Below are 23,870 nucleotides of genomic sequence, written 5' to 3' on the forward strand. Positions count from 1 at the left end.
TCTATCCGCGTGTCCACAAGGGGGTTTTTTGCGGACCGTGAGATCGATTGGTTCTACGACGTTTTTACGCCTCGTCGCGCTGCTTCGCGCAAGGCTTCTCAGCCTTCGGCAGTCGCTCTTTGGAACGCAGGAAACGCCGCGCAATCGTCGGAGCATTTCGCGCAAAAAAAGACGCCGCCCGTGGAGAGACTGTCCACGGGCGGCGTTGCACATGTGCAGACGGCGGGCAATCGAGTTGCGAGATCTCGCGAGGAGATTAGTGCTCGCAATTGTCTTTGAAATCGAGGAACCACCAGCCGTCGTCCCATTCCAAGGTCACCTTCCGCCAGCCGAGCGGCACCTGCGGATAGGGGTAGAACGGGCCGATAAACGGCCAGGCGGTCGGCGAATACTGTTTCGGATAGGTCACCGCGGCGTAGTTCGGATGCGCGGCGTAGCTGGGCCAAGCGTAGTTCGGCATGTTCGGCTGGTCGTAGCGGGCCGCACCTGCCATGGCCGCGCCGGCACCGCCGTAGGCGCCGATCGGCATCGGGGCGCCGGTGCCGACATACTCGCTGCCGCCGTCGCCGACCATGCCACCACCTTGTTCGCAGTCGGGCGACAATTGCGCGACGCGTTGGATCGGGCGCGGTACCTGGCCGCGCTGCGGCGTGCGTGCCATGCGCTGCGGCACGGCTGTCTGTGCCGACGTTTGCCGCACACCGCCGTCGCCCGGGGCGATCGACAGCTTGTTGATCACTTGCTTGACGCCGGGCTGCTGCTTTGCCACGGCCAGGGCGGCGGCCATTTGCTGCACGCTGCTCACGCGACCTTCAAGCGTGGCCGTGCCCTCGTTGTATTGCACACCGACCTTGTAATTTTGCAGTTTGCCGCTGGTTTTCAGCCGTCCGGCAATCTGCTGTGCGATGGCTTGCTCGTCGGCCGAGGCTCGCAGCGGAGCCAAGGCCGCAGCCGCCAAGGCCGCTGCCAGAATGAATCGACGCATGCTCTTCCCCCTCCTGTTTGGGAACGCGGCACGAGCGCGGTTGCGCTGTCCACTTGGAGCGTTGCTGGCTTGCCCGCCGAACGCCGCCAGGCCGCGACAAAAACCGTTAGGACGATCGACTCGCACGCGGCGGGGTTGCTTCGCAGCTCCCTGCCTTCGCCATCGAGGCGTCTGCCTGAGAATAGGTGTCGGCTAACGGTTGTGCGGACCGCAGGCATTCTTGCGATTTTGCCGGTTGCCCGGTTCGTGACGCGATGCTGTCACGGTCGCGTAAAGGTGCAAGCGTCGCTGTGCCCTTCAACCCACGGGAAGAGTAACGCGAAATTTCGGGCAAATACCCCCGCAGACGAGCCGTTTAGGCCCGGCTGCGCTCAATCTGGGCGGCACCCGGGTCGTACACTCCGGCGACGATCATCAGACCGCAAGTGGCCCCGGTGAGCATGAACCAGTTCCCGGGCAGCGAGTGAATGGCGACGGCAGTACTGGTGCACATCACCAGCAAACTCCCCAAAAACAGCCATTGAAACGCTACCTGTGCCGCTGAGCCTTCGCTGACGCGGGCGAGCCAGGTCACCGTCAAGGCGAGGCCACAGAGGACCAGGAAGACGGCAGCCACGAGCGGGTGCGGGAGGTCGATCGGTTGCATGAAGACAGAGTCCCTTCTGGGTGGGGGGGGCGCCCGGAACGCGAGCAGCCATGCTCGGCAAATCCAGGCGGCGGGGGCAGTCGGGAGGCGGGTGCGAGTTTCGTGCCGCTACGCTTGGACTTCGATCCAATTCGGGCCGTTGCGCGGTCTAAAGACCGGATTTCCAAGCGGTTGCAGCTACAAAGCTGCCGAGTTTTAGCCCACATGTCGGCTTGCAACCAAGGCCGATTCGGCGGCAGTTCCTACAAGCGATTGCAAAGGCCGGCGTCAGCCGTACTGCGGTTCGGCACGGCCCTTGCCTAATCTCACGTGACTCCACATCCGTGGATTGCTGCGCCTTGCCCTGCGCTCGTGAGGAGGGCGATGCGCATGCGCCCACGACGTGGCTGCATTCAAGGGATTACCGGGGACGTGTTGGATGGCTGCCCGAAGGGGCTGCGCGCGCACTCGGACTGGCTTTGCCGGAGCGGCAGGTGTTTAATGTAAGTGCCTGAAAACAAGGGCTTTAAAGATCGTTCCTAGGGCTTGAACGCATCCCGTGCGCGCCGCGGACGATGGGCCTCCATCGCGCCGTCCGGCGGACGTTGCGCCTCAAGTCCGGCTGAGCAATGAGTCGCTCGAGAGTAGCCGTGCGCCCGGATTGCGCTTGCAGCAACGCGATCGCAGCACGGCCGAATGCGCCAAGAAAAAGCCCTGAGGCCTTCACCAAAATGGTGAAGCGCTCCACTGTTTTAGTGGATTCATTCTTAAGTCATTACGCGGCAATTGCTTAGTGGTCGCTGTTTGTGGCCATTTCCGCGGAGGCGATTCTTAGGGTAGTGGCGCAACTGCCTGCCACATTTGGGGTTCGAGATGAGCGGCAGCGCAATCCTCATCGCGAGGAGGCCATGAGGTGCGCCTCGGCTGTCGTCTGGGAGTTGCGCTGCAAATTATCGCCCGTAAATGCCTGGCGCAAGGCTGCTTGTGAACACCGGGCGGGAGGGCGCAAGCACATCTGGCACAACCGTTGCGTTAAACGAGGCCGTCACCGAGCTCAATGAAAGCCGCGGCGTAGCGGCCGAGCATGATCAAGGAGAACGCCAATGACGGTCGCGATTGATTGGGAACAAGAAAACGACGGCGCGCGCCACGAAAGGCGCAGCGGGGCGAGCACCTATCGCCCTCGCCGTCCCTCACATAAGCCGCGGACCCGCGCCCGCCGGAATTCGGCAGCGTACAAGGGCGGCGTCCACGAGCGGGGCAATAATCGCTGGTCCTGGTGAAACCAACGGCAGCGACGGCTCCCAGGGCGTGCCCAGGGATGACTGAGACAGGCTTTCCGCCGACTGCGCGGTCGCGAGAATTTGACGCTGTGTAACCCTCGCGGCTTTGTGGCGCATCAAGGTCGATGGAAGCCGAACCTGGTCAGCCTAGCCGGACTGAAGAGCGTCTTCCCTGCCCTTGCTTAGCCCGCCCTCGGTTTCCGGTAGCTCGTAGCTGAGCGATCGGGAACCGAGGGCGATTTTTTTTGCGCTGCACCCTGCTTTGTGGGCGGGGATTCGCTTAGCGCCGCGAGCGACTGCGAGGTGCCGATGGTTCGTTCTCTGCCTGGCGAGCTCGCCGCCCCGGGGCCTCGGAGTTCTCGGCACCACTGTCGCTGGCGACGCCGGGCTGCAGGAGCTTCTTGATTTCCGATTCCAGCTCGCTGACGTGGATCCCGCGGTTGGCCACGCGGCCTTGCGGATCGACGAGCAGCATCGTGGGCAGGGTCAAAATACCCAATTCATTCGCGAGCCGGCTTTCCAAGCCGCCGGGCTCGTAGAGGTGCGGCCAGCGGTAGGCCGCATTCTGCTTGAGGAACGCGGCCAACGACTCCGGCGAAGCGTCGAGATTAATGCCGACGGGCACAAAGCCCCCCTTGGCCCCGCCGATCTTGTCGTAGAGCTCTTTGATCGTGGCCATGTCGGCCTTGCAGGGCTCGCACCAGGTGGCCCAGTAATGAATCAGGACCACTTTGCCGCGGAGCTTCGACAGTTCGAGCATCTTGCCGTCGACCGTCTTGCCCGACATTTCGAGCTGCTTGCCAACTGATTCGAGCCGCGCGATCGCGCCGGCGGCTTTCTTAGCCGGTGGCAGTTCGGGAAAGTCCTGTACGATCCGGTTGAACCACTTTTTCGCCTCGTCCTCTTGCCCCGCGAATTCCTGGGCGATGGCCAATTGCAGCAGCGCCTCGGCCGTCTCGGCGCTCTGCGGATAGTCGGTCACATATTGCTCGAGGTTCTTGAGCCAGTTGGTTTGAATCTCGGCGAAGTTTGCCTTTGGCTGTTGCAGGCTGTCGCTGTACTCCGCCGAGAGGTAGCGGAACTTCACATAACCGGCCAGGGCCTTGTCTTCCTCACCGGTCCCCAGGCCGTCGAAAAGTTGCTTCAGCTGCTCGACGCCCTCGGGAAAGTTTCCTCCCTGGGCCGCGGCGCTGAGCATGTCGGCCAGCTGGCGGAGCCATTGGGCCTTTTCCTCGGGCCGTTGCGACTGTTCGGCCAACTGTTTGAGCAGTTCGGCGCGTTCTTCGCTGAATTCGCCCGATTGCTCACCTTGCTTGTCGAGTTCTTCGAGCTTGGCGAGCAGCTTCTGCGTGCCTTCGTCGGGTGCCTCGCTGGCCGCCACGTTGGCGTCGGCCCGGGCCGCCTCGAGCGGGTCGAAGAAGAAGCCCGACCCGGCGAGTTGCTCCTGCGGCTTGAGCGCCTTGGGGGCGTCGATAGCGCGCCACACGTCGCCGATCTTGATCAGCGTACCGACCAGCACCTGGCCGGCCGTCTTGTCGGTGTCGATCATCGCCACGACGTTTTCGTAGACCACCAGGTCACCGGTCGAGCCCTGGGTCCCCTGGGGCACGACTCCCGGCCGAACCGCGCCAAAACTCACCCACCTGCTCTTGTCCGTGACGAGCTGTTGTTCGGCGGCCAGCTTGGAAAAGGTCTCGGCGGCCGCCTTGATCTTGCCGGCGATTTGTTCCTTATGGGTTGCCCCGAGGCCGAGCGTTTCGAGTTCTTCGGCCGTCAGCAAAATGCGCTGGAACGCGGTTGTGTCGCGATGGCCCATCGCCCAGACCAGTTCGGCCGAGGCCTCCTCGGGCGAAATCGCCTTCCAGGTGTCGATCGTGCCGTCTTCGTTCTTGTCGATGCCCCAACGTGTTCCGCCGAGGTTCAACCAACGGCATTGGTCTGCCTTGCCGTTGAAATCGCTGTCGACGTCGCGATAGGCCTCGAGGCCGTCCTGGTAGTAGCACCACATGTCGACGGTATTGTCGCCATTGGTATCGACGAAGCGGCGCAGCAATTGTCCCTGATCGCCACGGACCACCCAGCCCGAGTGCCCCTCGCTCTTGTCCTGCTTGAGCGTGCACTTGTCGAGCTTGTCGTCGGCCGGGACATCGAATTCGACGTTTGGCTGCACGGGACGCAAGGCCATGGCGTCTTTGACCGTGGGCGTGTTGTCGGCCGCCGTCGCCAGATTCACGACCCCCAAGTTCCAGGCCAGGGACAACAGAAGCAGGCTCTTGGGAACGCGCATGTGCGGGGATCCTTTCGTCAGACAAGACCGGCGGCGCACACCGGGCCGCGGCAAGCGTCGATACTCCGATTAGCTATTCGGAACGCGGCCCGGTCGACATGACGAATTATGCCGGCTTTTCGGGTTGTGTCGCGCACGAACCTCGCTGTGTGGACTGCTGTCGTGGCCAGCAGTGAAGTGCTGGCGGCAAGTCGGCCGATGCTCGTCCCACGGCGCGTTGCCGGCCGCCCTTGGCCTAGAATTGGCTGTGAATTGACAGCGACCCCGAGGGCGCTACAATCGCCGGTTTCGGCAGTTCGAGCTGCCGTCCGCCGGGCGCATAGCTCAGTTGGTTAGAGCGCAGCCCTGATAAGGCTGAGGTCCCAAGTTCGAATCTTGGTGCGCCCACTTGGTTTACGGCAATCTACGGCGGTAACGGCCGCCTTCGTGCGACTCTCGCCAGATTTCTGTATTCTTAGCGCGTCTGCGATGTTTCCTCCCTGCCGCGGAGTTGCGCCTGTTTTTGAGCGCGACGTTTAGTGTTTTCGCGCTACGCGCGTGCGATGCCTGGAAGGGCGCTGATCGTGGTTGCCGTCGCTACGGAGCCAGGCTGGCTTACGAATTGCTCTTGCTGTTACCGTGCAAGAACCCTTCTTCTCAGGGGGAACGCCATGTCTCGCCGCTCGCGTTGGATGGCTTGGTGCTGCCTGCTGGCCGTATCGGGTTGCGGCAAGGCGCCGACTGCATGGCAGCCGTTTGAATCGTCCGAGTGGGGCTTCAGCGCCGAATTCCCGGGGCCGCCGACAGCAGAAACCGGCGGCGGTCCTGCGCGGCCGCGCGACGTGGGCGACATGTTCACTGTCCGGTTCTCAGCGCCCGAGACCTACCAGACCTACGAGATCGCGGTCTATGTCAGCACCAGCGATCGCGAGCCCTTGCTGGCGCGGCTTCAGGACTATTACGGCAGCGGCGGCGACGCCACGCCGGGCTCCAGCGGCAAGCTTGGCGAGCACTCCTGGAGCGAGTCGAAATACGTGCGCGGCAACGAGGCCAAGCAGGTCCGCTACCTGGTTGTCGGCAACCGAGGCTACGTGCTCTTGGTCCGCTACTTGCTCGACAAGGCGCCCTCCAACGAAGAGGTCAGCAAGTTCTTCAACTCGTTCCAGCTCATCGGTGGCTAGATTGCTTCGGCGCGAATCCTGTCGCAGTTGGATCGGGTTGCGTAGGAACTGCGTTTCTCCGGATCATGGCTGCCTAAATGCAAGGCAGCAAAAGTGCCTGCGGCGATTTTTTTCCGCTTTCCCATTCTGTATGCTGTCGCGGCAGTTAGGGTGGCCCTGGCCACCACTTCGACCCGCAGGCCCGTGGCGGCGGCATGAGGGTTGCAATCAGCCGCTGAATCCCTGTGCAGGTCACGCATTGCGCGAATAGGTGCAATCGTCGCGTCGAGCGTTTACAACGGGCGATTCGGCCGGTAGGCCGGCACGCCCGAGCGCCCGATGGACTCCGGGGCGAGGAAAGGACAGTCCGCATATTGCGCCAAGGAGGCGGATCGACCGGTACGTAGCCGGCGGACCTCGGCGCGCGACTGGTCTCGCTTGAACACGAAGGAAGTGATGCAGTGAACTCGATGACGAAGACGGTGAGCAAGGCGGCATCAAGCAATGGATCGGCTTCGGCGGGAACTTCGAGCCGACTTGGTTCGACGGTCACCGGGTCGGCCCGCATGGCCGCGATTTCGGCCGTAACCAACTGGCAACCGATCAGCCCGCCCCTGAACTTTGCCGACACCCCGGTCCAGGAGCTGTTTGCCTCGAACGTCTTCAGCCCCGCGGTGATGCGGGCCCGGCTGCCGAAAGACGTCTACAAATCGGTCATGAAGACGATCAAGGCGGGCCAAAAACTCGACCCGACCGTGGCCGACGTCGTGGCGCAGGCCATGAAGGAATGGGCCATCGAAAAGGGTGCGACCCACTATGCTCACGTCTTCTATCCGCTGACCGGCCTGACCGCCGAAAAGCACGACAGCTTCCTCGCTCCCGACGGCGAAGGTGGAGCCCTGGCTGAATTCAGCGGCAAGGCGCTCATTCAGGGCGAGCCCGACGGCTCGAGCTTCCCTTCGGGTGGGATTCGCGCGACGTTCGAGGCCCGCGGCTATACGATCTGGGACGTCACCAGCCCGGCGTATATTCTCGAGAACCCGAACGGCACGACGCTCTGCATTCCCACGGCGTTTGTTTCCTGGACCGGCGAAGCGCTGGACAAGAAGACGCCGGTGTTGCGCTCGATGCAGGCCCTGAACAAGCAGGCCCAGCGGATTCTGAAGCTGTTCGGCAAGACCGACGGCGCGTTCGTTGCCTCGACCGCCGGCCCCGAGCAGGAGTACTTCCTGGTCGATCGGCACTTCTACTTCTCGCGGCCCGACCTGTTCACCTGCGGCCGGACGCTGTTTGGCGCCAAGCCCCCCAAGGGACAGGAATTTGAAGACCACTACTTCGGCGCTATTCCCGAGCGGGTGCTGGCCTTCATGCTCGAAACCGAGCGAGAATTGTATAAGCTCGGCATCCCCGTGAAGACCCGGCACAACGAAGTGGCCCCGGGCCAGTACGAGATCGCGCCGACGTTCGAATCCGCGAACCTGGCCACCGATCATCAGCAGTTGATCATGACGACGCTCAAGCGCGTCGCCGAGAAGTACGGCATGGCGTGCCTGACGCACGAAAAGCCGTTCGCCGGCGTTAACGGCTCGGGCAAGCACGTCAACTGGTCGCTCGGCTCCTCGTCGCAGGGCAACCTGCTCGACCCGGGTGACACGCCCCACGCAAACGCCCAGTTCCTGGTCTTTTGTGCCGCGGTCATTCGGGCCGTCCACAAGTTCCAAGGCCTGCTGCGTGCCGTCGTGGCGTCGGCCGGAAACGATCACCGCTTGGGCGCCAACGAAGCCCCGCCGGCGATCATCTCGATCTTCCTCGGCGACCAGCTGACCGACGTCTTCGACCAGATCAAGAAGGGTGGCGCCAGCAGTTCGCTGTCCAAGGGCACGTTGACCGTGGGGGTCGACGTGCTGCCGCCGTTGCCCAAGGATGCCGGCGATCGTAACCGCACCAGTCCTTTCGCGTTCACGGGCAATCGGTTCGAGTTCCGCGCGGTCGGCGCCAACCAGTCGATCGCCGGGCCGCTCGTGGCGATGAACACGATCGTCTGCGAGTCGCTCGACTATTGCGCCAGCAAGCTCGAGGCGGCGATCGGGGGCGACCCCGGCAAGCTGAATGCCGCCGTCCAGACGCTGCTCTCCGAGATCATCAAGGAGTGCGAGTCGATCATCTTCAACGGTGACGGCTATTCGCAGCAGTGGCACGACGAGGCCGCGCGCCGCGGGCTGTTGAACATGAAGACGGCGCCCGAGGCCCTGCCGGTCCTGGGCGAAAAAGGCGTCTTTGAACTGTTTGCCAAGTACGAGGTGCTTTCCGAACGCGAGCTGCAAAGCCGGTTGCACATCTACCTGGAGCAGTACTGCAAGACGGTGCACACCGAAGCTCTGCAGACGCTCGAAATGGCGCGCACGTTGATCTTCCCGGCGGCGATCCGCTATCAGAACGAGCTGGCCTCGACTTGTGCCAACCTGAAGCTGGTTGGCTACGAGTTCGACACCGACACGCTCGATCGGATCACCGAACTGGTCAAGTCGTTGCAAGACGCGATCAGCGGTCTGGCCAAGAAGCTCGAGCACGGCGGCGCGGCGAACCTCGACGACGAGGCGACCTTTTATTGCAAGGACGTGCTCCCGGCGATGGCCGAGATTCGTAAATACGCCGACGAGCTCGAAGGCTGGGTGGCCGACGACATCTGGCCGCTGCCGACGTATCAGGAGATGCTGTACATCAAGTAGGCTCGGAAAGCCGCTTGTCGGAAGCACAACGCGTTGCCAACAACATCGACGCTCCCGAGACCCCGTGGGGACTCGGGAGCGTCGTGTTTTGCTGGGCGTGTCGGTTTTGCGTCCGTGGGTAGTTGCAGCGGCTAGGGGAATAGTTTGAACCGCCCCGTGCGAATCGCCAAGGCGGCGAATTCTCCGTAGTTTGACACCGTTGCGGGCCGCAACTACTCTGGAAAACCAAACGCAACGGAGCCCGAAATGGCGCGAGGAGGTGCGCGGTTCGGGGGCTCTTCAGGCCTCTCTGGCTGGCCATCCAGGGGTGCGCCGCCTACATGCCGGCCGTCGAGGTGTTAGCAACTGTGGGAAATCTTCTCGGTTGGGTGCGCACGTTCGTCGGCGAGCGGCGCAGGGGTCGCAAATCATCGCGTCGGTTGACCAGCGCCGCTTTCTCCTCGGTGCACACATCGCGCCTGCACTACGACGCGCTCGAAGAGCGCCGGTTGCTGGCCGTCACGGCGAACGTGGCGGGCAATGTGCTCACGATCAGCAGCAATGCAGCCGACAACATTGCCATCACGGTCGCGGGCGGCAACGTCAAGATCAACGGCAACGATCCGACCCCCGGTGCCACCGCCGCGAACACGATTCAAGGTATCGCCTTCTCCGGCTTCACGGGAAATTTTGCCAACCAGATCGACCTGACGGCCGTCGCTCCGGCCGATTTCACGGCGCTGGCCGCGCTGTCGGTCAACACCCAAGGCGATGCCGGCGACCTGGTGCTGCTGGGCACCGCGCTGTCCACCAGTGGTGCTCAGACTTATGACGAGCGCGTGCAGTTGGAAGCCAACAGCACGATCACGGGCACGAACATCACCTTCAACTCGACGGTCAATTCCGACGGTACGGCCCGCACGTTGACCGTGAATGCCAGCGGCATCACGGATTTTGCCAGCTCGGTCGGCGCGACGAACAACCTGGCCAGCCTGACCACCGACGCAGCCGGCTCGACGGTGCTCGAGGGCAACGTCGTCACGACGGGTGCACAGACCTATAACGACGCCGTCACGCTGGGCGCGAATGTGACGCTTTCCGGCACCGACGTGTCGTTCCAAAGCACCTTGAACTCGGATGGTGTCTTGGCACGGGATCTAACCGTCAATGGCAGCGGCCAGACGGAATTCGCCGGCACGGTGGGTGGCACGAATCAGCTTGGGAGCATCACCACGAATGCGGCGGGAACGACGCTGATCTCGGCCAATATCACGACCGCCAACAACCAGACCTATGGCGACGACGTCTTGCTCGGCGCCAATGTCACGCTGACCGGTACCGAGGTCTCGTTCGCCGGAACCGTCAATTCTATGGGCGCGAATCGAACGCTGACCGTCAACGACGACGGGACCACGGCGTTTGGTGGTGCCGTCGGCGCGACAACTGCCTTGGCCAGCCTGACCACCGATGCCGCAGGCGACACGGAAATTGGCGCCAATATCACGACGACCGGCGCGCAGACGTACAACGACGCCGTGGTGCTGACGGGGAGTGCGGTCCTGGCGAGCACGGGCAACGCCGCGATCAGCTTTGCCAGCACGGTCAACGGCGCCTTCAATCTGTCGGTGAACACGACCGGTACGACGACCTTCGGCGGTGTCGTGGGTGGCACGGCGGCGCTCACGAGCCTGACGACCAACGCCGGCGGTACGACGAGCCTGGCCGGCAACGTCACGACCACCGCCGCGCAGGTTTACAACGACGCGGTGACGCTGACGGGTAGCGCGATCCTGGCGAGCACGGGCAACGCCGCCATCACGCTGGCCAGCACGGTCAACGGTGCCTTCGCTCTGACGGTGAACACGACCGGCGCGACGACGTTTGGCGACGTCGTGGGCGGCACCACCGCGCTGACGAGCCTGACGACCAACGCCGGCGGTACGACGAGCCTCGATGGCAACGTGACGACGACCGGCGGGCAGACCTACAACGATGCAGTGACGCTCACGAATGACGTGGTCCTGGCGAGCACGGGCAACGCGGCCATCGGGCTGGCCAGCACGGTCAACGGCGCCTTTAACCTGGCGGTGAACACGACCGGCACGACGGCCTTTGGCGGTGTGGTGGGCGGTACGACTGCGCTGACGAGCCTGACGACGAACGCCGGCGGCACGACGAGCCTGGCCGGCAACGTGACGACGACCGGCGCGCAGACGTACAACGACGCAGTGTCGCTGGCAGCGAATACTGTCCTGGCGAGCACGGGCAACGCGGCCATCACGCTGGCCAGCACGGTCAACGGCGCCTTCGATCTGACGGTGAACACGACCGGCGCGACGACCTTCGGCGGTGTGGTGGGCGGCACCACCGCGCTGACCAGTCTGACGACCAATGCCGGCGGTACGACGAGCCTGGCCGGCAACGTGACGACGACCGGCGCGCAGACGTACAACGACGCGGTTTCGCTGGCAGCGAATACTGTCCTGGCAAGCACGGGCAACGCGGCCATCACGCTGGCCAGCACGGTCAACGGCGCCTTCGACCTGACCGTGAACACGACCGGCGCGACGACCTTCGGCGGCGTCGTAGGCGGTACCACCGCGCTGACCAATCTGACGACCAACGCCGGCGGCACGACGAATCTCGCCGCGAACGTGACCACGACTGCCGCGCAGACTTACAACGACGCGGTGGTTCTGACCGGCAACGCGACGCTCGCTGGCACGGCGATCACGTTCGCCAGCACCTTGAACTCCGACGCCACGGCGCGCACGCTCGCGGTCAACGCCAGCGGCGCGACGACGTTCACGGGCATCGTCGGCGGTACGAACCCGCTGGCCAGCCTGACCACCGACGCCCCCGGTACGACCGTCATCACGGCCAACGTGACGACGACCGGCGCACAGACCTATAACGACCCGGTGACGCTGGCCGGTAACGTCACGCTGACCGGTACGGCGATCACTTTTGCCGGTACGGTCAATTCAGACGCCACGGCCCGACAGTTGACGGTCAACGGGACCGGTGCCACGACGTTTGGCGGCGCCGTCGGCGGCACCGCGGCCCTGGCGAGCGTAACCACCAACGCGGCCGGCACGACGACGCTCGGCGCGAACGTGACGACGACCGGCGCACAGACCTACAGCGACCCGGTGACGCTGGGCGCAAACGTCACCCTGGCCAGCACCGGCTCGGGCAACGTGACCTTTGGCGGCACGCTCAATTCGGACGCCACGGCCCGCAACCTGATCGTCAATACGGCCGGCACGACGCTGTTCACGGGCACCGTCGGCGGCACAAACCCGCTGGCCAGCCTGACGACCGACACGCCCGGCACGACGACGATCACGGCCAACGTGACGACGACCGGCGCGCAGACCTACAACGACCCGGTGACACTGGCCGGCAACGTCACACTGACCGGGACTAACCTGACCTTCGGCGGCACGTTGAACTCGGACGCGACGGCCCGCAACCTCACCTTGTTCGGCAGCGGCTTGACGCTGTTCAGCGGCATCGTTGGCGGCACGAACCCTCTGGCCTCGATTGTCACCGATGCTAACGGCGGGACGCGCATCGCCACGACCGCGATCACGGTCACGGGCAACCAGTCGTACAACGACGACGTCGTGCTGGCAGCGAACACTACGCTGACCGGCACCAACGTCGGCTTCAGCTCCACGCTCGACTCCGACGGCACGGCCCGGAGCCTGACGATCAACGCGGTGGGGACGACGTTCGCCGACACGGTGGGCGGCCTGAGTGCCCTGGCAAACTTGACGACCGACGCCCCCGGCACCACGCGCATCCTCGCCGGGTCGATCACCACGTCGGGCAACCAGGTCTACAATGACTGTGTTGACATCGTCAACGGCACGTCGTTCAACGGGGCCTCGGTGGTCTTCAACAACAAGATCCTCACGCCCGAGCCGGACGGCACGAACGAAAACTGGCTGCGCAACCTGTACTTCCAGGCCCTGCATCGCCAGATCGACATCATGGGATTCACCAATTTCCTCGCCCAACTCAACGGTGGAACCAGCCGCGAGGATGTCGCACAGACCGTGCTGGCGAGCACCGAGTATCGTACCCGGCTGCTCAATGGCTGGTACCAGCAGTTCCTGGGCCGGGCCGTCGATTCGACGGGTCTGGCCGGCTGGTTGGCCGCGTTTGCCGGCGGCCAGACGCAGGAGCAGGTGCTCGCCCAGATCGTGGCCTCGGACGAATATTTCGCCGCGAACGGTGGAACTCTCAACAGCTATGCCACGGGCCTGTCGAACGACGCCTGGGGTACGGCGATCTCGCCGCTGTTGACGGTCGGCCTGGACCGCGCGGGCATCGCCGACCTCATCCTGGGCAACTACATCTACACCGAGCGGCTGATCAACGGCATCCCGGGCGATCCGCTCGGCGGCTGGTTCGACATGACGATCCAGCGCGAGGCCTCGGTCGGCGAAGTCAACAACTTCGAGGCCCAGATCGGCGGGGTCAATGAGGGCCTCAAGTGGAACGATGCCTTCGCGTTCATCCTGGCCAGTCCCGAGAACTTCGACGCGCCGTAATGCGGCGAGCGGTTGGACGAAATCTCGTCGATCGGGCCACCGGTCCTCGTAAGACCGCTGGCCCGCGCGAGATCCTTGGCCTCCGGGAGATCAAGGTCTAAGCGAATCCGCTTCTTGCGGGCTGAGCAGTCCGTCGTGGTCGGCGTCGGCACGCTCGAACATTTCGAGCGGGCCGAGGAACTCGCGGCGTGACACGTCGCCGTCGGCGTTGCGATCCATCCGCACGAACCATTTGGGGCGCGAGTCGTCGACGGTCGCCACGGGTCGAGACGGCACGATGGACCCGGCGAAGACGAGGAGTCCCAAGGGCTGCCGCGGCTGCGGGTTGAGATAGCCCAGGGTCAGCGAGAGGCTTTGCGGCACTTCCTCGGGGGCGAGCTGCCCGTCGCGGTTGCGGTCCCAGTCGGCGATGCGCTCTGGCAATTGCATCAGCTCGCGGGCCGAAAGGCGTTGGTCTTTGTTCGTGTCGAGCGCTTCCGGTAGAGTGCTGCCCAGTTCGCCCAGCGTCGCACTCGCGCCGGCCAGGCCCATGCTTTGCAGGCGTTCGCGGTACGCCAGGTATTCGGGCAGGAACACCATGCCGTTGCCGTCCTGATCGGCGGCGATCAAGATTTCGTCACCGCCGATCTCGTTTCGGTCGAGGTAATCGTTCTTGTCGCGGTCTTGTGCGGTGAACTGCGCAGCCGAAGCCTCGCGAGTCTCGCGTGGACTCGGGTCGGCGAGGCTGGTCAATTCCAGTCGTACGCGGTCGCCCACCAGCACAGCCTTCTTGCGGTTGTTCGTCTCGGAATATTTCAATTCGAAATCCGGCGCGTGCGCGAGGCAGATGACCTGCTGGGAAAATGGCAACTCGCGCCGCCCGAGCCGGACGAGAAACTCGCCGTCGGGCGAGCGCTGTTCGAACCATGCCGTGAATTCGGCAGCATCGAGCGCGCCGTTGTGATCGGCGTCGGCCGTGGCAAATGCCTCGGTGCCCAGGACAAGCTCCTCGGGCGTCAGTTGGCCGTCGCCGGGCGACCGACGAACGTCGATCCTGGTGCCGCCGGCCAGAGCGTTGACTGTTGGGACCGGGGCTTGCGTCACGGGAAGGTCGTATTCGGCAAAGACCTGCACCGCCAGCGGCGCCAGCGGGGGGCCTGGCGAGGGTGCAAACAGCGAATTACTGGTCGGTTGCCCAGAGTTGGCGACTACGCGGCGCGCTTGCAAGGGGTTCGCTTCAGGATCAAGCTCCTGGAACGAGATCATCTCGTCGTCGCTCGAGTCGAGCGGCGACAGCGATGTGAGCGCCGCCGTCCCCTCGGCATTCGAGAGCCCGGCAGTGGTGTCACGGTCGAGCAACTTCGTCAAGCGGTCGGGTGCGACAGCCGTGCGGCTGGCGGACGAGGAGGTCTGAATTCCCAGCCCACCAAGTTCCCTCACGAACTCGGCCAGCGAAATCAAGCCATCCACCGGTTGAACGTCGCAATCGAGGAACGACACCTCTTGCGACCGTGTCCCGGTGTTGACCTCGCTGCGGCGGAGACCTTGCACATCTGCGCGCAGCCCCAGGAATTCATCGTCGTCGAGCATGCCGCTGTGATCTTTGTCGGCATCGTTGAATCGCTGCCAGAGCCAACGTCCCCAAGCGGTCTGGTACGACTGCCCGTCGCGTAGCAAATGCACACGGATCAGCAGCGGCCGGACGCGCGCCAGGACGTAAAAATCCTGGACGTCGTTGGGTACGACGGCGGCTGCATCGGCGATGGCCGCGGAGGCCGCGGTCGCGGGCTGGCTATCTGCGGCAAGGCACTCGTAAGACGTGCTCATCGTGCCCAGCATCACGAACCCGAGGCAGGCGAGTGCCCAGGCGCGACGTGGGCGATAATCGATGCGCCAGTTCATGACAGGCACTCCTCGATCGGCTTGGCGTCGGGCTCGGCCAGGCGGATCGGCCGGCCCACGTTGGACATGTTCTGTTTCGTCGGGTCGAGCCCCAGCGCCCGGACGATCGTGGCCATCAGGTCGGGCGCGGCGACGGGTCGCTCGGCGACTTCCATGCCGTTGTCGGTCGTGCGGCCGACAACCTGGCCACCCCGAATGCCCCCACCGGCCAGCACGCTCGACCAGGCGGCCGGGAAATGATCGCGGCCGTTGTTGGAATTGATGACCGGCGTGCGGCCGAATTCGCCCATCCAGATCACGAGTGTCGTTTCGAGCAGGCCGCGCTCGGCCAGGTCCGTCATGAGCGTCGACCAGCCGTTATCGAGCACGCCCAACATCGGCTGGAGCCGGTTGAAATTGTCCTGGTGGGTGTCCCAGCCGGAGATGTCGTTGGTGCCCGCGCCGTTCATCCCGACTTCGACGAACGGCACTCCGCGCTCGATGAGCCTGCGGGCCAGCAGGCAGCCCTGGCCAAAGGGCGTGCGGCCATAGCGATCGCGCAGCGCCGCATCTTCGTCCGAAAGCTTGAACGCCGTGCGCAGGCTGCCTTCCATCATCCGCTGCGCGCCGGCATATGCGGCCGCGCGGGCCTCGGCGACCGGGCCGCGGCGGTGAGCGAGGAAGTCGGACTCGAGCGTCCCGAGCAACTCCAGCCGCGACGATTGATGTTCGACAGCAAGGTCCTGCGGGCGTTCCAAGTTGCGCACCTGGAACATGCGCTCGTACGGGTCGCCTTCCTGGTTCGGATCGATCGGCTGCATGGGTAAGGCGCCCACGTGAACCGGCGCGAATCGCGGTCCCAGGAATCCCGACCCAAAGGCGGCCGTGCTGATAAACCGATAGCCGGCGATGCTTACGCTGCGCGGCAGCTCGCTGTCGACGTCGCCGCCCAACTCTTTCCCCAAGAGCGCCCCGATCGACGGATAGTCGACCGGGCTGCCGGGCTGATTGCCGGTGCGGAGGTAATAGGTCGCTCGATCGTGATCGCCTTCCTTGGTGCTCATCGAACGGACGATGGCCAGCTTGTCGGCCTGCTGAGCCATTTTGGGCAGGTGTTCACAAATCTGAATACCCGGGACGTTGGTCTCGATGGCCTTGAACGGCCCGCCATTTTTTTCACCGGGCTTGGGATCGAAGGTGTCGAGCTGGCTGGGTCCGCCGGGCATCCACAGCAGAATGCAAGCGCGTCGTCTGCCGGTGGCGTCGGCCGCGCGCGCCGCCAAAGCGTCGAACCATCCGGATAGGGAGATTCCGCAGGCGGCCGCGATCCCGCCCTGTAATAACTCGCGCCGCGTGGCCTGCCACGTGCGATTGCGGTGACTCATCGCATTGCCCTCTCGCAGGAATTGTCTCGGGATCGACGCGGCGCGTGCCCGCAGCGATCGAACTAGTGGTTGAACAAGAATTCGCTCGAATTGAGCAATGCCCAGAACACGTCGGCCAGTGCCTGGCGCTGCTCTCCCGCCTCGACGTATGCCAACAATCTCTGCAATTCCTCGGCACGCGGTGGTCGCGACAAGGTGGCCAGATACAGCGTTTCGATCCGCTGCTGTGGAGTCAGCCCAGGCAATTCGGCCGCAGCCATCAAAGTCAGGCTGTCGTTCAAGCTCGTGGCGCCGGTCACCGTCTGCCCGTTCATGAGGGTCAGCGCCTGGGCCACGGACATCTCGAACTCGGTCGGCTTGTCCGGCGAACTGAGGAAAGACTCGGTCAGATCGTTGATGACAAAAAACTGCGTGAACCGCACCGGAGACGCCGGCGCGCCTGTGGCCTGAGCGACCGAGTCGAGCACTTGTTCGCGAGTCAGGCCACGCAGCGGCATGCCGTTGAACATGCGCGGATCGACCGGCGTCTCGTCCTGGCGAGCGCTGGTGGCACGGTAGGCGCGCGTGAGCAGCACGCTGCGCAGTAGATGCCGCAGGTCGAAATCGTGCTCGACAAAGTCCCCGGCCAGCAGTTCGAGGATCTCCGGATGGCTCGGCGGATTGTTCGGATCGAAATCATCGACCGGATCGACGAACCCGACGCCGAACAATTGGGCCCACACGCGATTGACCGCGGCGCGGGCAAACCAGGGATTCTCCCGCGATGTCAACCATTGGGCAAAAGCGGCACGCGGCGATTCCCCGGTTTTCCAATCGGGCTGGCGGTCGTCGATGAACGCGGCCGGCACGATTTGTTCCGTGCCCGAGATGACGATTTCCGCCTGGGGCAAGGGCTTTTCGAGAAGGGCGGAAAACTGATTGCCGGGCTGCTGTTGGGCGATGCCGGCGAAGAAAGCCGCCAGCCCCCAGAACTGCTTCCGTTTCCAATCGGCGAACGGATGGTCGTGGCATTGGGCGCATTCGACGCGCACGCCGAGGAACGCCCGGGTGATCCCGGCGGCGATATTCTCGGGTTTGCCCTGCTTGGCAAAATAGTACCCCAGCGGCGCCGCCGGACGATCACTTGCCGCGAACGGATTGGTGGGCTGTTGTTCTGTGCCGAGGGGGGCTTCCACGAAGGCCCTTACCAAGGCGTCGTAAGGCTGGTTTGCGCGCAGCGCGTTTTGCAGCCACATTTCGTCCCCGATGACGAAATTGGCGAGTTGACGGTTGGTCTCTGCCTCGGGAACGAGGACCGAGCGCCAACGCGCGGCGAAACTGCGCGGGTACAACGGCCCTGCCAGTAAGCGGTCGATCAGCCGTTCGTATTTGTCGCTCGAGTTGTCGGCCAGATAAGCCCGGACTTCGGCAACCGGTGGTATCACGCCCGCCAGATCGAGCCAGACACGGCGATGCAATTCGGCTTCGTCCGCCAATGCGGCGGGCTGGATCTGCGCTCTGCTCCAGGCGGCGGCAAGTTGCTCATCGATGCGCGCCGCGGTCCGGCGCGGCGCTTCCCACGCATCGGTCACCGGACGGGGAGTCTGCCCCTTGGCCCGCGCGGCTTCGGCCTCGGCGGCTTCGACGGCTTGCAGTACACCGGCCGGAACGGGAGCCGTTTCCTCGGAAGCGTTCGCTACGGAGAGCAGATCCCCTGCGTTTGCGATTTCGCCAAAGGCGATATTGGCCGCCGAGACGACGATGAAGATGCCTTCGGCGCGGGTGCCCTGCGTTTCTGCGACGATGCGCGCCGACGTACCGTCGACGACAAACTCGGGCTTCGCCAACAGATTTGCGACCATGGTCATGGCACTGTCTGAGCGATTTCCATTCGCAGGTGCCGGCACGGGCGTCCCTGGTTTGTTCTTGGGGAACGCCAGTTGTTTGGCCAGCCCCAACATGCTTTTGAGCCCCTGCAAGCGCTTTTTGGCCGCTTCCTCGTCGGCGCAGGTCAGCCAGGTCTCGGCATGTATGTTGCTGCCGTCGAGATGCATCGTGCACGCCAGAGATTGAGCATCTTTGAGCAAGCCCTTGACGGCCGGTCCGATCATTTTGGCCGGCCCTTGGTTGGCGACTTGGTCCAGCTTGGGCAGCACCCAGGCCGGATCGATGGCGACGACGATCGGAGCCTGCGCGATCTTTGGCCAGACATTGGACCAGGGCAGGTCGTCGTGCATCTCGGCCGGCCCGCGGTCGATCGCCCGCTGCATGCACCATTCGTCGGCAACCACAAAGTGGTAGGCATCGGCCGGCCAGAAAAACGTTCTGCCGCTGGAGATGCGGTAGTAGGTCGTGTCCTTGAAGCTCACCGGCTGAAGCTGCCCGGACAACGCCTTGAGCTTCTTCTCCCAATCGATGGCCTTACGCGTGCGGAAAATGTTCAGGTCGAACACAAGGCCGCGGCCGGGCGGCCGGCTCGGGTCTGGCTTCAGGAAGGCGGCCGTGTACTGATCGATGAAGGTTAGCGGCAGCGGCGCGGTAATCACACCGAGATCCAAGTAGCCCTGCAAGACTCTCAGCAGCGGGAGATCGAGTACATCGTTGGGACGCAGTGCCAGAACGGCCGCGGCATCGGCCGTGACATAGTCCAGCGTACTTTGCCCACGGGATTGGAAATCACTCGCGGAGCTGGCAGCCACCTCGGCGCCGTGGCAGAACACGCGCCCGCCCAGCTCGCACGATAGCAATAGAACCGCGAAGCCCAGGCAACGTCGCCAGCTCGGCGACAAGGGCCGAAGAACTGCCCGCCACATGGGGAAACCTCCCCGCGGAGAAGTAAGCGCACGGCGACGAGCGTGGTGCCATGCCCCAGCAGTAAAAACCCTTCGCGGCGCTAGGTTTTAATTCTTGGGTTGAGGGCAGGAGAATGCAAGAAGATTCTGCCGTAATGCTCGGATTCGATTCGCGCCGACGAAGCGCAGCGCGGTAGCACCCGAGTCTGGCCGGATCCGCTATGAACCGCATCCAAACTAATCGTTTTGCTGGTGGGGGGCGTCGCTGCCCTGCGCGGTTACGGTTCCATTGGCGTGATGATGCGACGAGCCGTTGCCGTTTGCGTCTTCGGCGGTCTCTTGGGAAGCCTGGGCGCGCGTGTCGGCAAACGGATGCAGCAGGCTCTCGTCGCGCTGCGGCGTTTCGAGGTCCGGCATATAGATCTTGACGCCGTCGCTGGCGACCACGATCGGAATCAAGATGGTCGAGATGTTTACTTCGCGGGCCACGCCGAAGTACTGATGCACGGGCACGGCGCGGCGCACCAGGCCGCGAAACACCGCATAACGCAGCCGCCGCCAAAAGGGCATGCCGCGGAGCGCCGGGATGTGCACATACCGGGCGATGCCCTGCACGCCGATCAAGCCGAGCGTGCGGATGAACAGCTTCATGACGCCGCGGAACACGAAATTGTGCCAGAAGCGCTGGAGGTCGGAGTATCCGGAGTCGATCAGGATTTCTTCCTGGCCGACCTCGACGGTCCACAGACGGTCCGTGCGCAGCAGCTTGTCCTGGCGCTGCAGTTCGCGGATGTCGTGATCGATGCTGATCTCGTCGCGGAAGCCGTAACTGGCGATCACCGAAACGATGCTTTCACCGAAGTCGAAGACTTCATACCGCTGCGAACGGGGAATCGTCGGGACGCCTGAAACCTGGCGGACGTGAAAGATCACGACCTCGTCGGCGATCGCTCCGTAGCGCTTCAAGAACGCGCGGATCGGCGCCGGCAGCGTATCGTCGACCGAATCGATCGGGCGGCTCGACAGGAACACGCTGCCGCGCGGCAGGATCCGCAGGATGCGCTCGCCGTGCAGCGCCTGCGCCTCGGCCACGAGCCCGCTGTCGTGCAAGTGCTCGGCCTCTCCGGCCTTGGCCTTGCGGGCGACAAGCCAGCCGATGTCCTTGGTCGTGAATTCGCGATAGGCCAAGGCCAGTTCCTGACGGCCTCGTCGCCAGATGGCCATCAGCGCGAACAGCACCAGGCCGATCAGGATCGGGATATACCCGCCGTGAGTGAATTTGAGCGAGTTCGCGGTGAGAAACGCGAAATCGATCGCGGCGAACGTGCCGAACGTCGCCAGGACCTTCCAAGACTTCCATTGCCACTCGACCAGTGCGATGTGGAACATCGATAGCGAGGTGACAAGCATGACGCCTGCCACGGCCATGCCGTACGCAGCCGCCAGGTTGGTACTCGACTGGAAGAAGATGACCAAGACCAGGCAGCCGATCAACAAGGCGGTGTTGACGGCCGGCAAATAGATTTGGCCTTCGTGACTCGATGACGTGTGGGTCGTACGGAAACGCGGCAGCAGCCCCAGCGCCGTGGCTTGTGCGGTCAGGGAAAAGGCGCCGCTGATCAGCGCCTGGCTGGCAATCACTGCGGCGGCCGTCGCCAGGACGACCATCGGGAGCAGCGCCGGCGTCGGCACCATCGAGAAGAACACGTTGTTGCTCATCACCTCCTGGCCCGACAGCAAGTAGGCCCCCTGGCCCAGATAGTTCAACGTCAGGCAGGGATAGGCCAGCACCATCCAGCTGAACTGAATAGGCCTGCGGCCGAAGTGGCCCATGTCGGCATAGAGTGCCTCGCCACCGGTGACCACGAGGATGACGGAGCCCAGCACGCTCAGCACCGTGTGCGCGTCGTTACTCCAGAGAAACCGGGCGGCATACCAAGGATTGAGCGCCCAAAACACGTCCGGCACGCGGAGCGCGTGCATGGCGCCGAGGATGCCGATGGCCGTGAACCAGACCACGATTGTCGGGCCAAAGATCGAGCCGATGCTGGCCGTACCAAACCGCTGCAGCGAGAACAGCACGAACAGGATCAAGATCGTAAACACGACGACGTACTCCTCGTACGCTGGCGTGATGACCTTTAATCCTTCGACGGCACCGAGCACCGAGATCGCGGGTGTAATGATGCCGTCGCCGTACAGCATCCCGGCCGCCAACAGCAGCAAAATGCTCAAGGCGCGAGTTGAAAGCAGTTGGCTCTTTGCTAGTGCCACTTTGGCGAACAGAGCGAACACCCCTCCTTCGCCACGGTGATCCGCATACAGCACACACCAGACGTATTTGATCGTGACGACGAACGTCAACGCCCACAGGGCCAGGCTGATGGCGCCGAGGATGTTCTCGCGATAGAGCTTGGCGCCACCGTGTCCGAAGAAAATCTCGTTGACGGCGTAAAGGACCGACGTCCCAATGTCGCCGTACACGACTCCTGTTGCGTGCAGGGCCACGAGCAAGAAAGCTGCGGCCGCCAGTGGACGGGAACGATGTTCCCCTTCAATCGACACAGAAGTGGTCCTTCTTTGGTGCGCCGAAATATGGCTCGTGCGGGTGAGCCCTGCAGGCAAGGCCTCTCGGGGAGATGCCTGCAACTCGGCCTTCGGCTGCCATCAGGCAGCAAGAGATTTAGATTACCGTTTGGCGTGTCGATCGAGCAGGGCCGGGTGCAAAATCGCGGCAGCTCCTTGCGGGCACCCCGCGGCTTCTCGAATTATAGGGCGCGAATTCGTTCGGCACCTAAGCCGAATCAGGTCAAAGAGATATGGGTATGTTTTGTGCTCGGGGTAGCGAGCTGGTAATCGATGAAAGTGGCGTCGCCCCATGCTTCTCCACCGGATCGCTCAGCCCCGTTGACGGCCGTTGCTGATTTACGTCAGATTGGGCCGTACGACCGCGCGACAGGCGCGGGACCGAACCGCCTGCCCTTACGCGGCGTTTTCGGGGACGTAGCTCAATTGGGAGAGCGCGGGCTTTGCAAGCCTGAGGTTGAGGGTTCGAGCCCCTTCGTCTCCATTTCTTCTTTCTCCTCTATCTTCTCTTGTCCACTCTTCGACTTGGCTTGGCCCGACGCATGCGACTCTGGCAGGTGACACACCCGGGCATTAGCAACACAGTCAGTCGGCGTAGAGCGTCTCCCCCCCGTAGGGGCATGGGAAACGTTATGCCATTTTTTCCATAGAAAATCCTTGACCGCTGCGATGTCGAATCGGTAAGTTTCTTGCGCAATCAGCCAGTGTGCGCCTTTGTTGGCAGTTGCCGTGGTTTTCGGGGCCGCGGTGCAGTTCGTCGAGGAGCATGCCAGTGAAGCAGAAGCGAATTCGGTTTGCCGCAAGGCTTCGCGGCCGGTGGGGAATTCTGCGCCGCACGCCTTGCTTGGGAATTCTTGCAGCGGCAAGCGTATGGTTTGTCGCTTTGTCCCCTGCCCACGCCACGCCGATGGCCACCGTGACCATCGAAGTCGATGGCGGTGCACATAGCGAGTCGATCGCGGTCCCGCTGATTCAGGACTTTCAGAATCCTGAGAACTATTTCGGGATCGGCTTTACCGCCAACAGTGGCGGGTACTACGGGCTGGGATCCCAGATGTTTCCGGGGTTCTTCAGCAACGAGGTTCTCATGGCCGCGGTCAGCGGCGTGTCGCCCAACACGGGCAATCGCGACACACGCGGCGTTACCGGCGGGATCGTGCTGACCAACATCACCGGCTTGTCACATGTCTACAAGGTGACGTTCAACCTGAACGACGCCGCGAATTTCGCCTCGACCGCCACGCGCGGAGACACGGCACACACGGCCAGCGGTCCGGCTGGGACCTCCTACGAGAGCGTTGCCGGCAGTGCATTGTATGCCGCGCAGATCGACGGCGTGACGATCGCCACGTTACTCGATGATCCTCAGTCGTTTGCCCTGCAGCCGACGACGAGCATCGCGGCCAACGCCGATTTCGGCGGACCGTTGGCGAATCCGACTTTCCCGGGAGGTCCGCTGGTCGACGACATCTCCATCGTCTGGGAATTCGAGTTGGGCTCGTTGGCCCAGGCTTCGTTCAACTCCGACTTTTATGTGGTTGTGCCTGAGCCGAGCAGTTGGGGATTGCTCGTCGCAGGAATGTTCGCGATCGCGTGTTGGCGGCGCAGGAGTCGTTGACGCCGCAGCGTTGGTAGGGGGAACTGGGTTGTAGTGGGCAATGGGGTGTAAGAGGCGATTC

At 63.6% G+C, this 23,870-nt stretch carries 11 protein-coding genes and 2 tRNA genes; 6 read left to right on the plus strand and 7 right to left on the minus strand.

From position 1 onward, the window contains the following. Window positions 1-256: 256 nt before the first annotated feature. The 3 genes from K1X74_09075 to K1X74_09085 all read right to left on the minus strand — a co-directional run bounded on the left by K1X74_09075 (window position 257) and on the right by K1X74_09085 (window position 5,180). Complete coding sequence (locus K1X74_09075) at window positions 257-985, minus strand: BON domain-containing protein (GenBank protein ID MBX7166488.1); 729 nt, start codon at window positions 983-985, stop codon at window positions 257-259. Window positions 986-1,340: 355 nt separating this feature from the next. Then, entirely contained in the window at window positions 1,341-1,631 is a 291-nt protein-coding gene (locus K1X74_09080; protein MBX7166489.1) for a hypothetical protein, read from the minus strand. 1,542 nt (window positions 1,632-3,173) lie between these two features. Further along, complete coding sequence (locus K1X74_09085; protein MBX7166490.1) at window positions 3,174-5,180, minus strand: redoxin domain-containing protein; 2,007 nt, start codon at window positions 5,178-5,180, stop codon at window positions 3,174-3,176. A 313-nt stretch (window positions 5,181-5,493) separates the two neighbouring features. Between K1X74_09085 and K1X74_09090 the strand changes: the two genes are divergently transcribed. The 4 genes from K1X74_09090 (at window position 5,494) to K1X74_09105 (ending at window position 13,589) form a co-directional block, all read left to right on the plus strand. Beyond that, a tRNA-Ile gene (locus tag K1X74_09090) sits at window positions 5,494-5,567 on the plus strand. A 263-nt stretch (window positions 5,568-5,830) separates the two neighbouring features. Then, window positions 5,831-6,340 (plus strand): hypothetical protein, encoded by a 510-nt coding sequence (locus tag K1X74_09095; protein MBX7166491.1) that lies wholly within the window; start codon window positions 5,831-5,833, stop codon window positions 6,338-6,340. Between the two features lie 449 nt (window positions 6,341-6,789). After that, window positions 6,790-9,048, plus strand: a complete 2,259-nt coding sequence (locus K1X74_09100) for a glutamine synthetase III (GenBank protein ID MBX7166492.1) — start codon at window positions 6,790-6,792, stop codon at window positions 9,046-9,048. A 443-nt stretch (window positions 9,049-9,491) separates the two neighbouring features. Then, complete coding sequence (locus K1X74_09105) at window positions 9,492-13,589, plus strand: DUF4214 domain-containing protein (GenBank protein MBX7166493.1); 4,098 nt, start codon at window positions 9,492-9,494, stop codon at window positions 13,587-13,589. A 90-nt stretch (window positions 13,590-13,679) separates the two neighbouring features. Here K1X74_09105 and K1X74_09110 read toward each other — a convergent pair whose 3' ends face one another. The 4 genes from K1X74_09110 to K1X74_09125 form a co-directional block, all read right to left on the minus strand. Next, window positions 13,680-15,470, minus strand: a complete 1,791-nt coding sequence (locus K1X74_09110; GenBank protein MBX7166494.1) for a hypothetical protein — start codon at window positions 15,468-15,470, stop codon at window positions 13,680-13,682. Next, window positions 15,467-16,834 (minus strand): DUF1501 domain-containing protein, encoded by a 1,368-nt coding sequence (locus K1X74_09115; GenBank protein MBX7166495.1) that lies wholly within the window; start codon window positions 16,832-16,834, stop codon window positions 15,467-15,469. Before K1X74_09115 ends, K1X74_09110 begins: the two co-directional genes overlap by 4 nt. A 62-nt stretch (window positions 16,835-16,896) precedes the next feature. Then, complete coding sequence (locus K1X74_09120; GenBank protein ID MBX7166496.1) at window positions 16,897-19,626, minus strand: DUF1549 and DUF1553 domain-containing protein; 2,730 nt, start codon at window positions 19,624-19,626, stop codon at window positions 16,897-16,899. A 216-nt stretch (window positions 19,627-19,842) separates the two neighbouring features. Then, window positions 19,843-22,170, minus strand: a complete 2,328-nt coding sequence (locus tag K1X74_09125; protein MBX7166497.1) for a KUP/HAK/KT family potassium transporter — start codon at window positions 22,168-22,170, stop codon at window positions 19,843-19,845. Between the two features lie 432 nt (window positions 22,171-22,602). Here K1X74_09125 and K1X74_09130 point away from each other — a divergent pair. Both K1X74_09130 and K1X74_09135 read left to right on the plus strand, forming a co-directional pair. Then, window positions 22,603-22,675, plus strand: a tRNA-Ala gene (locus tag K1X74_09130). 423 nt (window positions 22,676-23,098) lie between these two features. Next, a complete protein-coding gene (locus K1X74_09135; GenBank protein MBX7166498.1) occupies window positions 23,099-23,809 on the plus strand; it encodes a PEP-CTERM sorting domain-containing protein in 711 nt (236 codons plus the stop codon). Window positions 23,810-23,870 lie beyond the last annotated feature (61 nt).

This window comes from Pirellulales bacterium (genome assembly GCA_019694435.1).
Classification (GTDB): domain Bacteria; phylum Planctomycetota; class Planctomycetia; order Pirellulales; family JAEUIK01; genus JAIBBZ01.

Bases quoted from the DNA above. Each gene is read 5' to 3' on its own strand.
- K1X74_09085 (MBX7166490.1), bottom strand. From the start codon at position 5,180: ATGCGCGTTCCCAAGAGCCTGCTTCTGTTGTCCCTGGCCTGGAACTTG.
- K1X74_09075 (MBX7166488.1), bottom strand. From the start codon at position 985: ATGCGTCGATTCATTCTGGCAGCGGCCTTGGCGGCTGCGGCCTTGGCT.
- K1X74_09095 (MBX7166491.1), top strand. From the start codon at position 5,831: ATGTCTCGCCGCTCGCGTTGGATGGCTTGGTGCTGCCTGCTGGCCGTA.
- K1X74_09100 (MBX7166492.1), top strand. From the start codon at position 6,790: ATGACGAAGACGGTGAGCAAGGCGGCATCAAGCAATGGATCGGCTTCG.
- K1X74_09080 (MBX7166489.1), bottom strand. From the start codon at position 1,631: ATGCAACCGATCGACCTCCCGCACCCGCTCGTGGCTGCCGTCTTCCTG.
- K1X74_09120 (MBX7166496.1), bottom strand. From the start codon at position 19,626: ATGTGGCGGGCAGTTCTTCGGCCCTTGTCGCCGAGCTGGCGACGTTGC.
- K1X74_09115 (MBX7166495.1), bottom strand. From the start codon at position 16,834: ATGAGTCACCGCAATCGCACGTGGCAGGCCACGCGGCGCGAGTTATTA.
- K1X74_09135 (MBX7166498.1), top strand. From the start codon at position 23,099: ATGGCCACCGTGACCATCGAAGTCGATGGCGGTGCACATAGCGAGTCG.
- K1X74_09110 (MBX7166494.1), bottom strand. From the start codon at position 15,470: ATGAACTGGCGCATCGATTATCGCCCACGTCGCGCCTGGGCACTCGCC.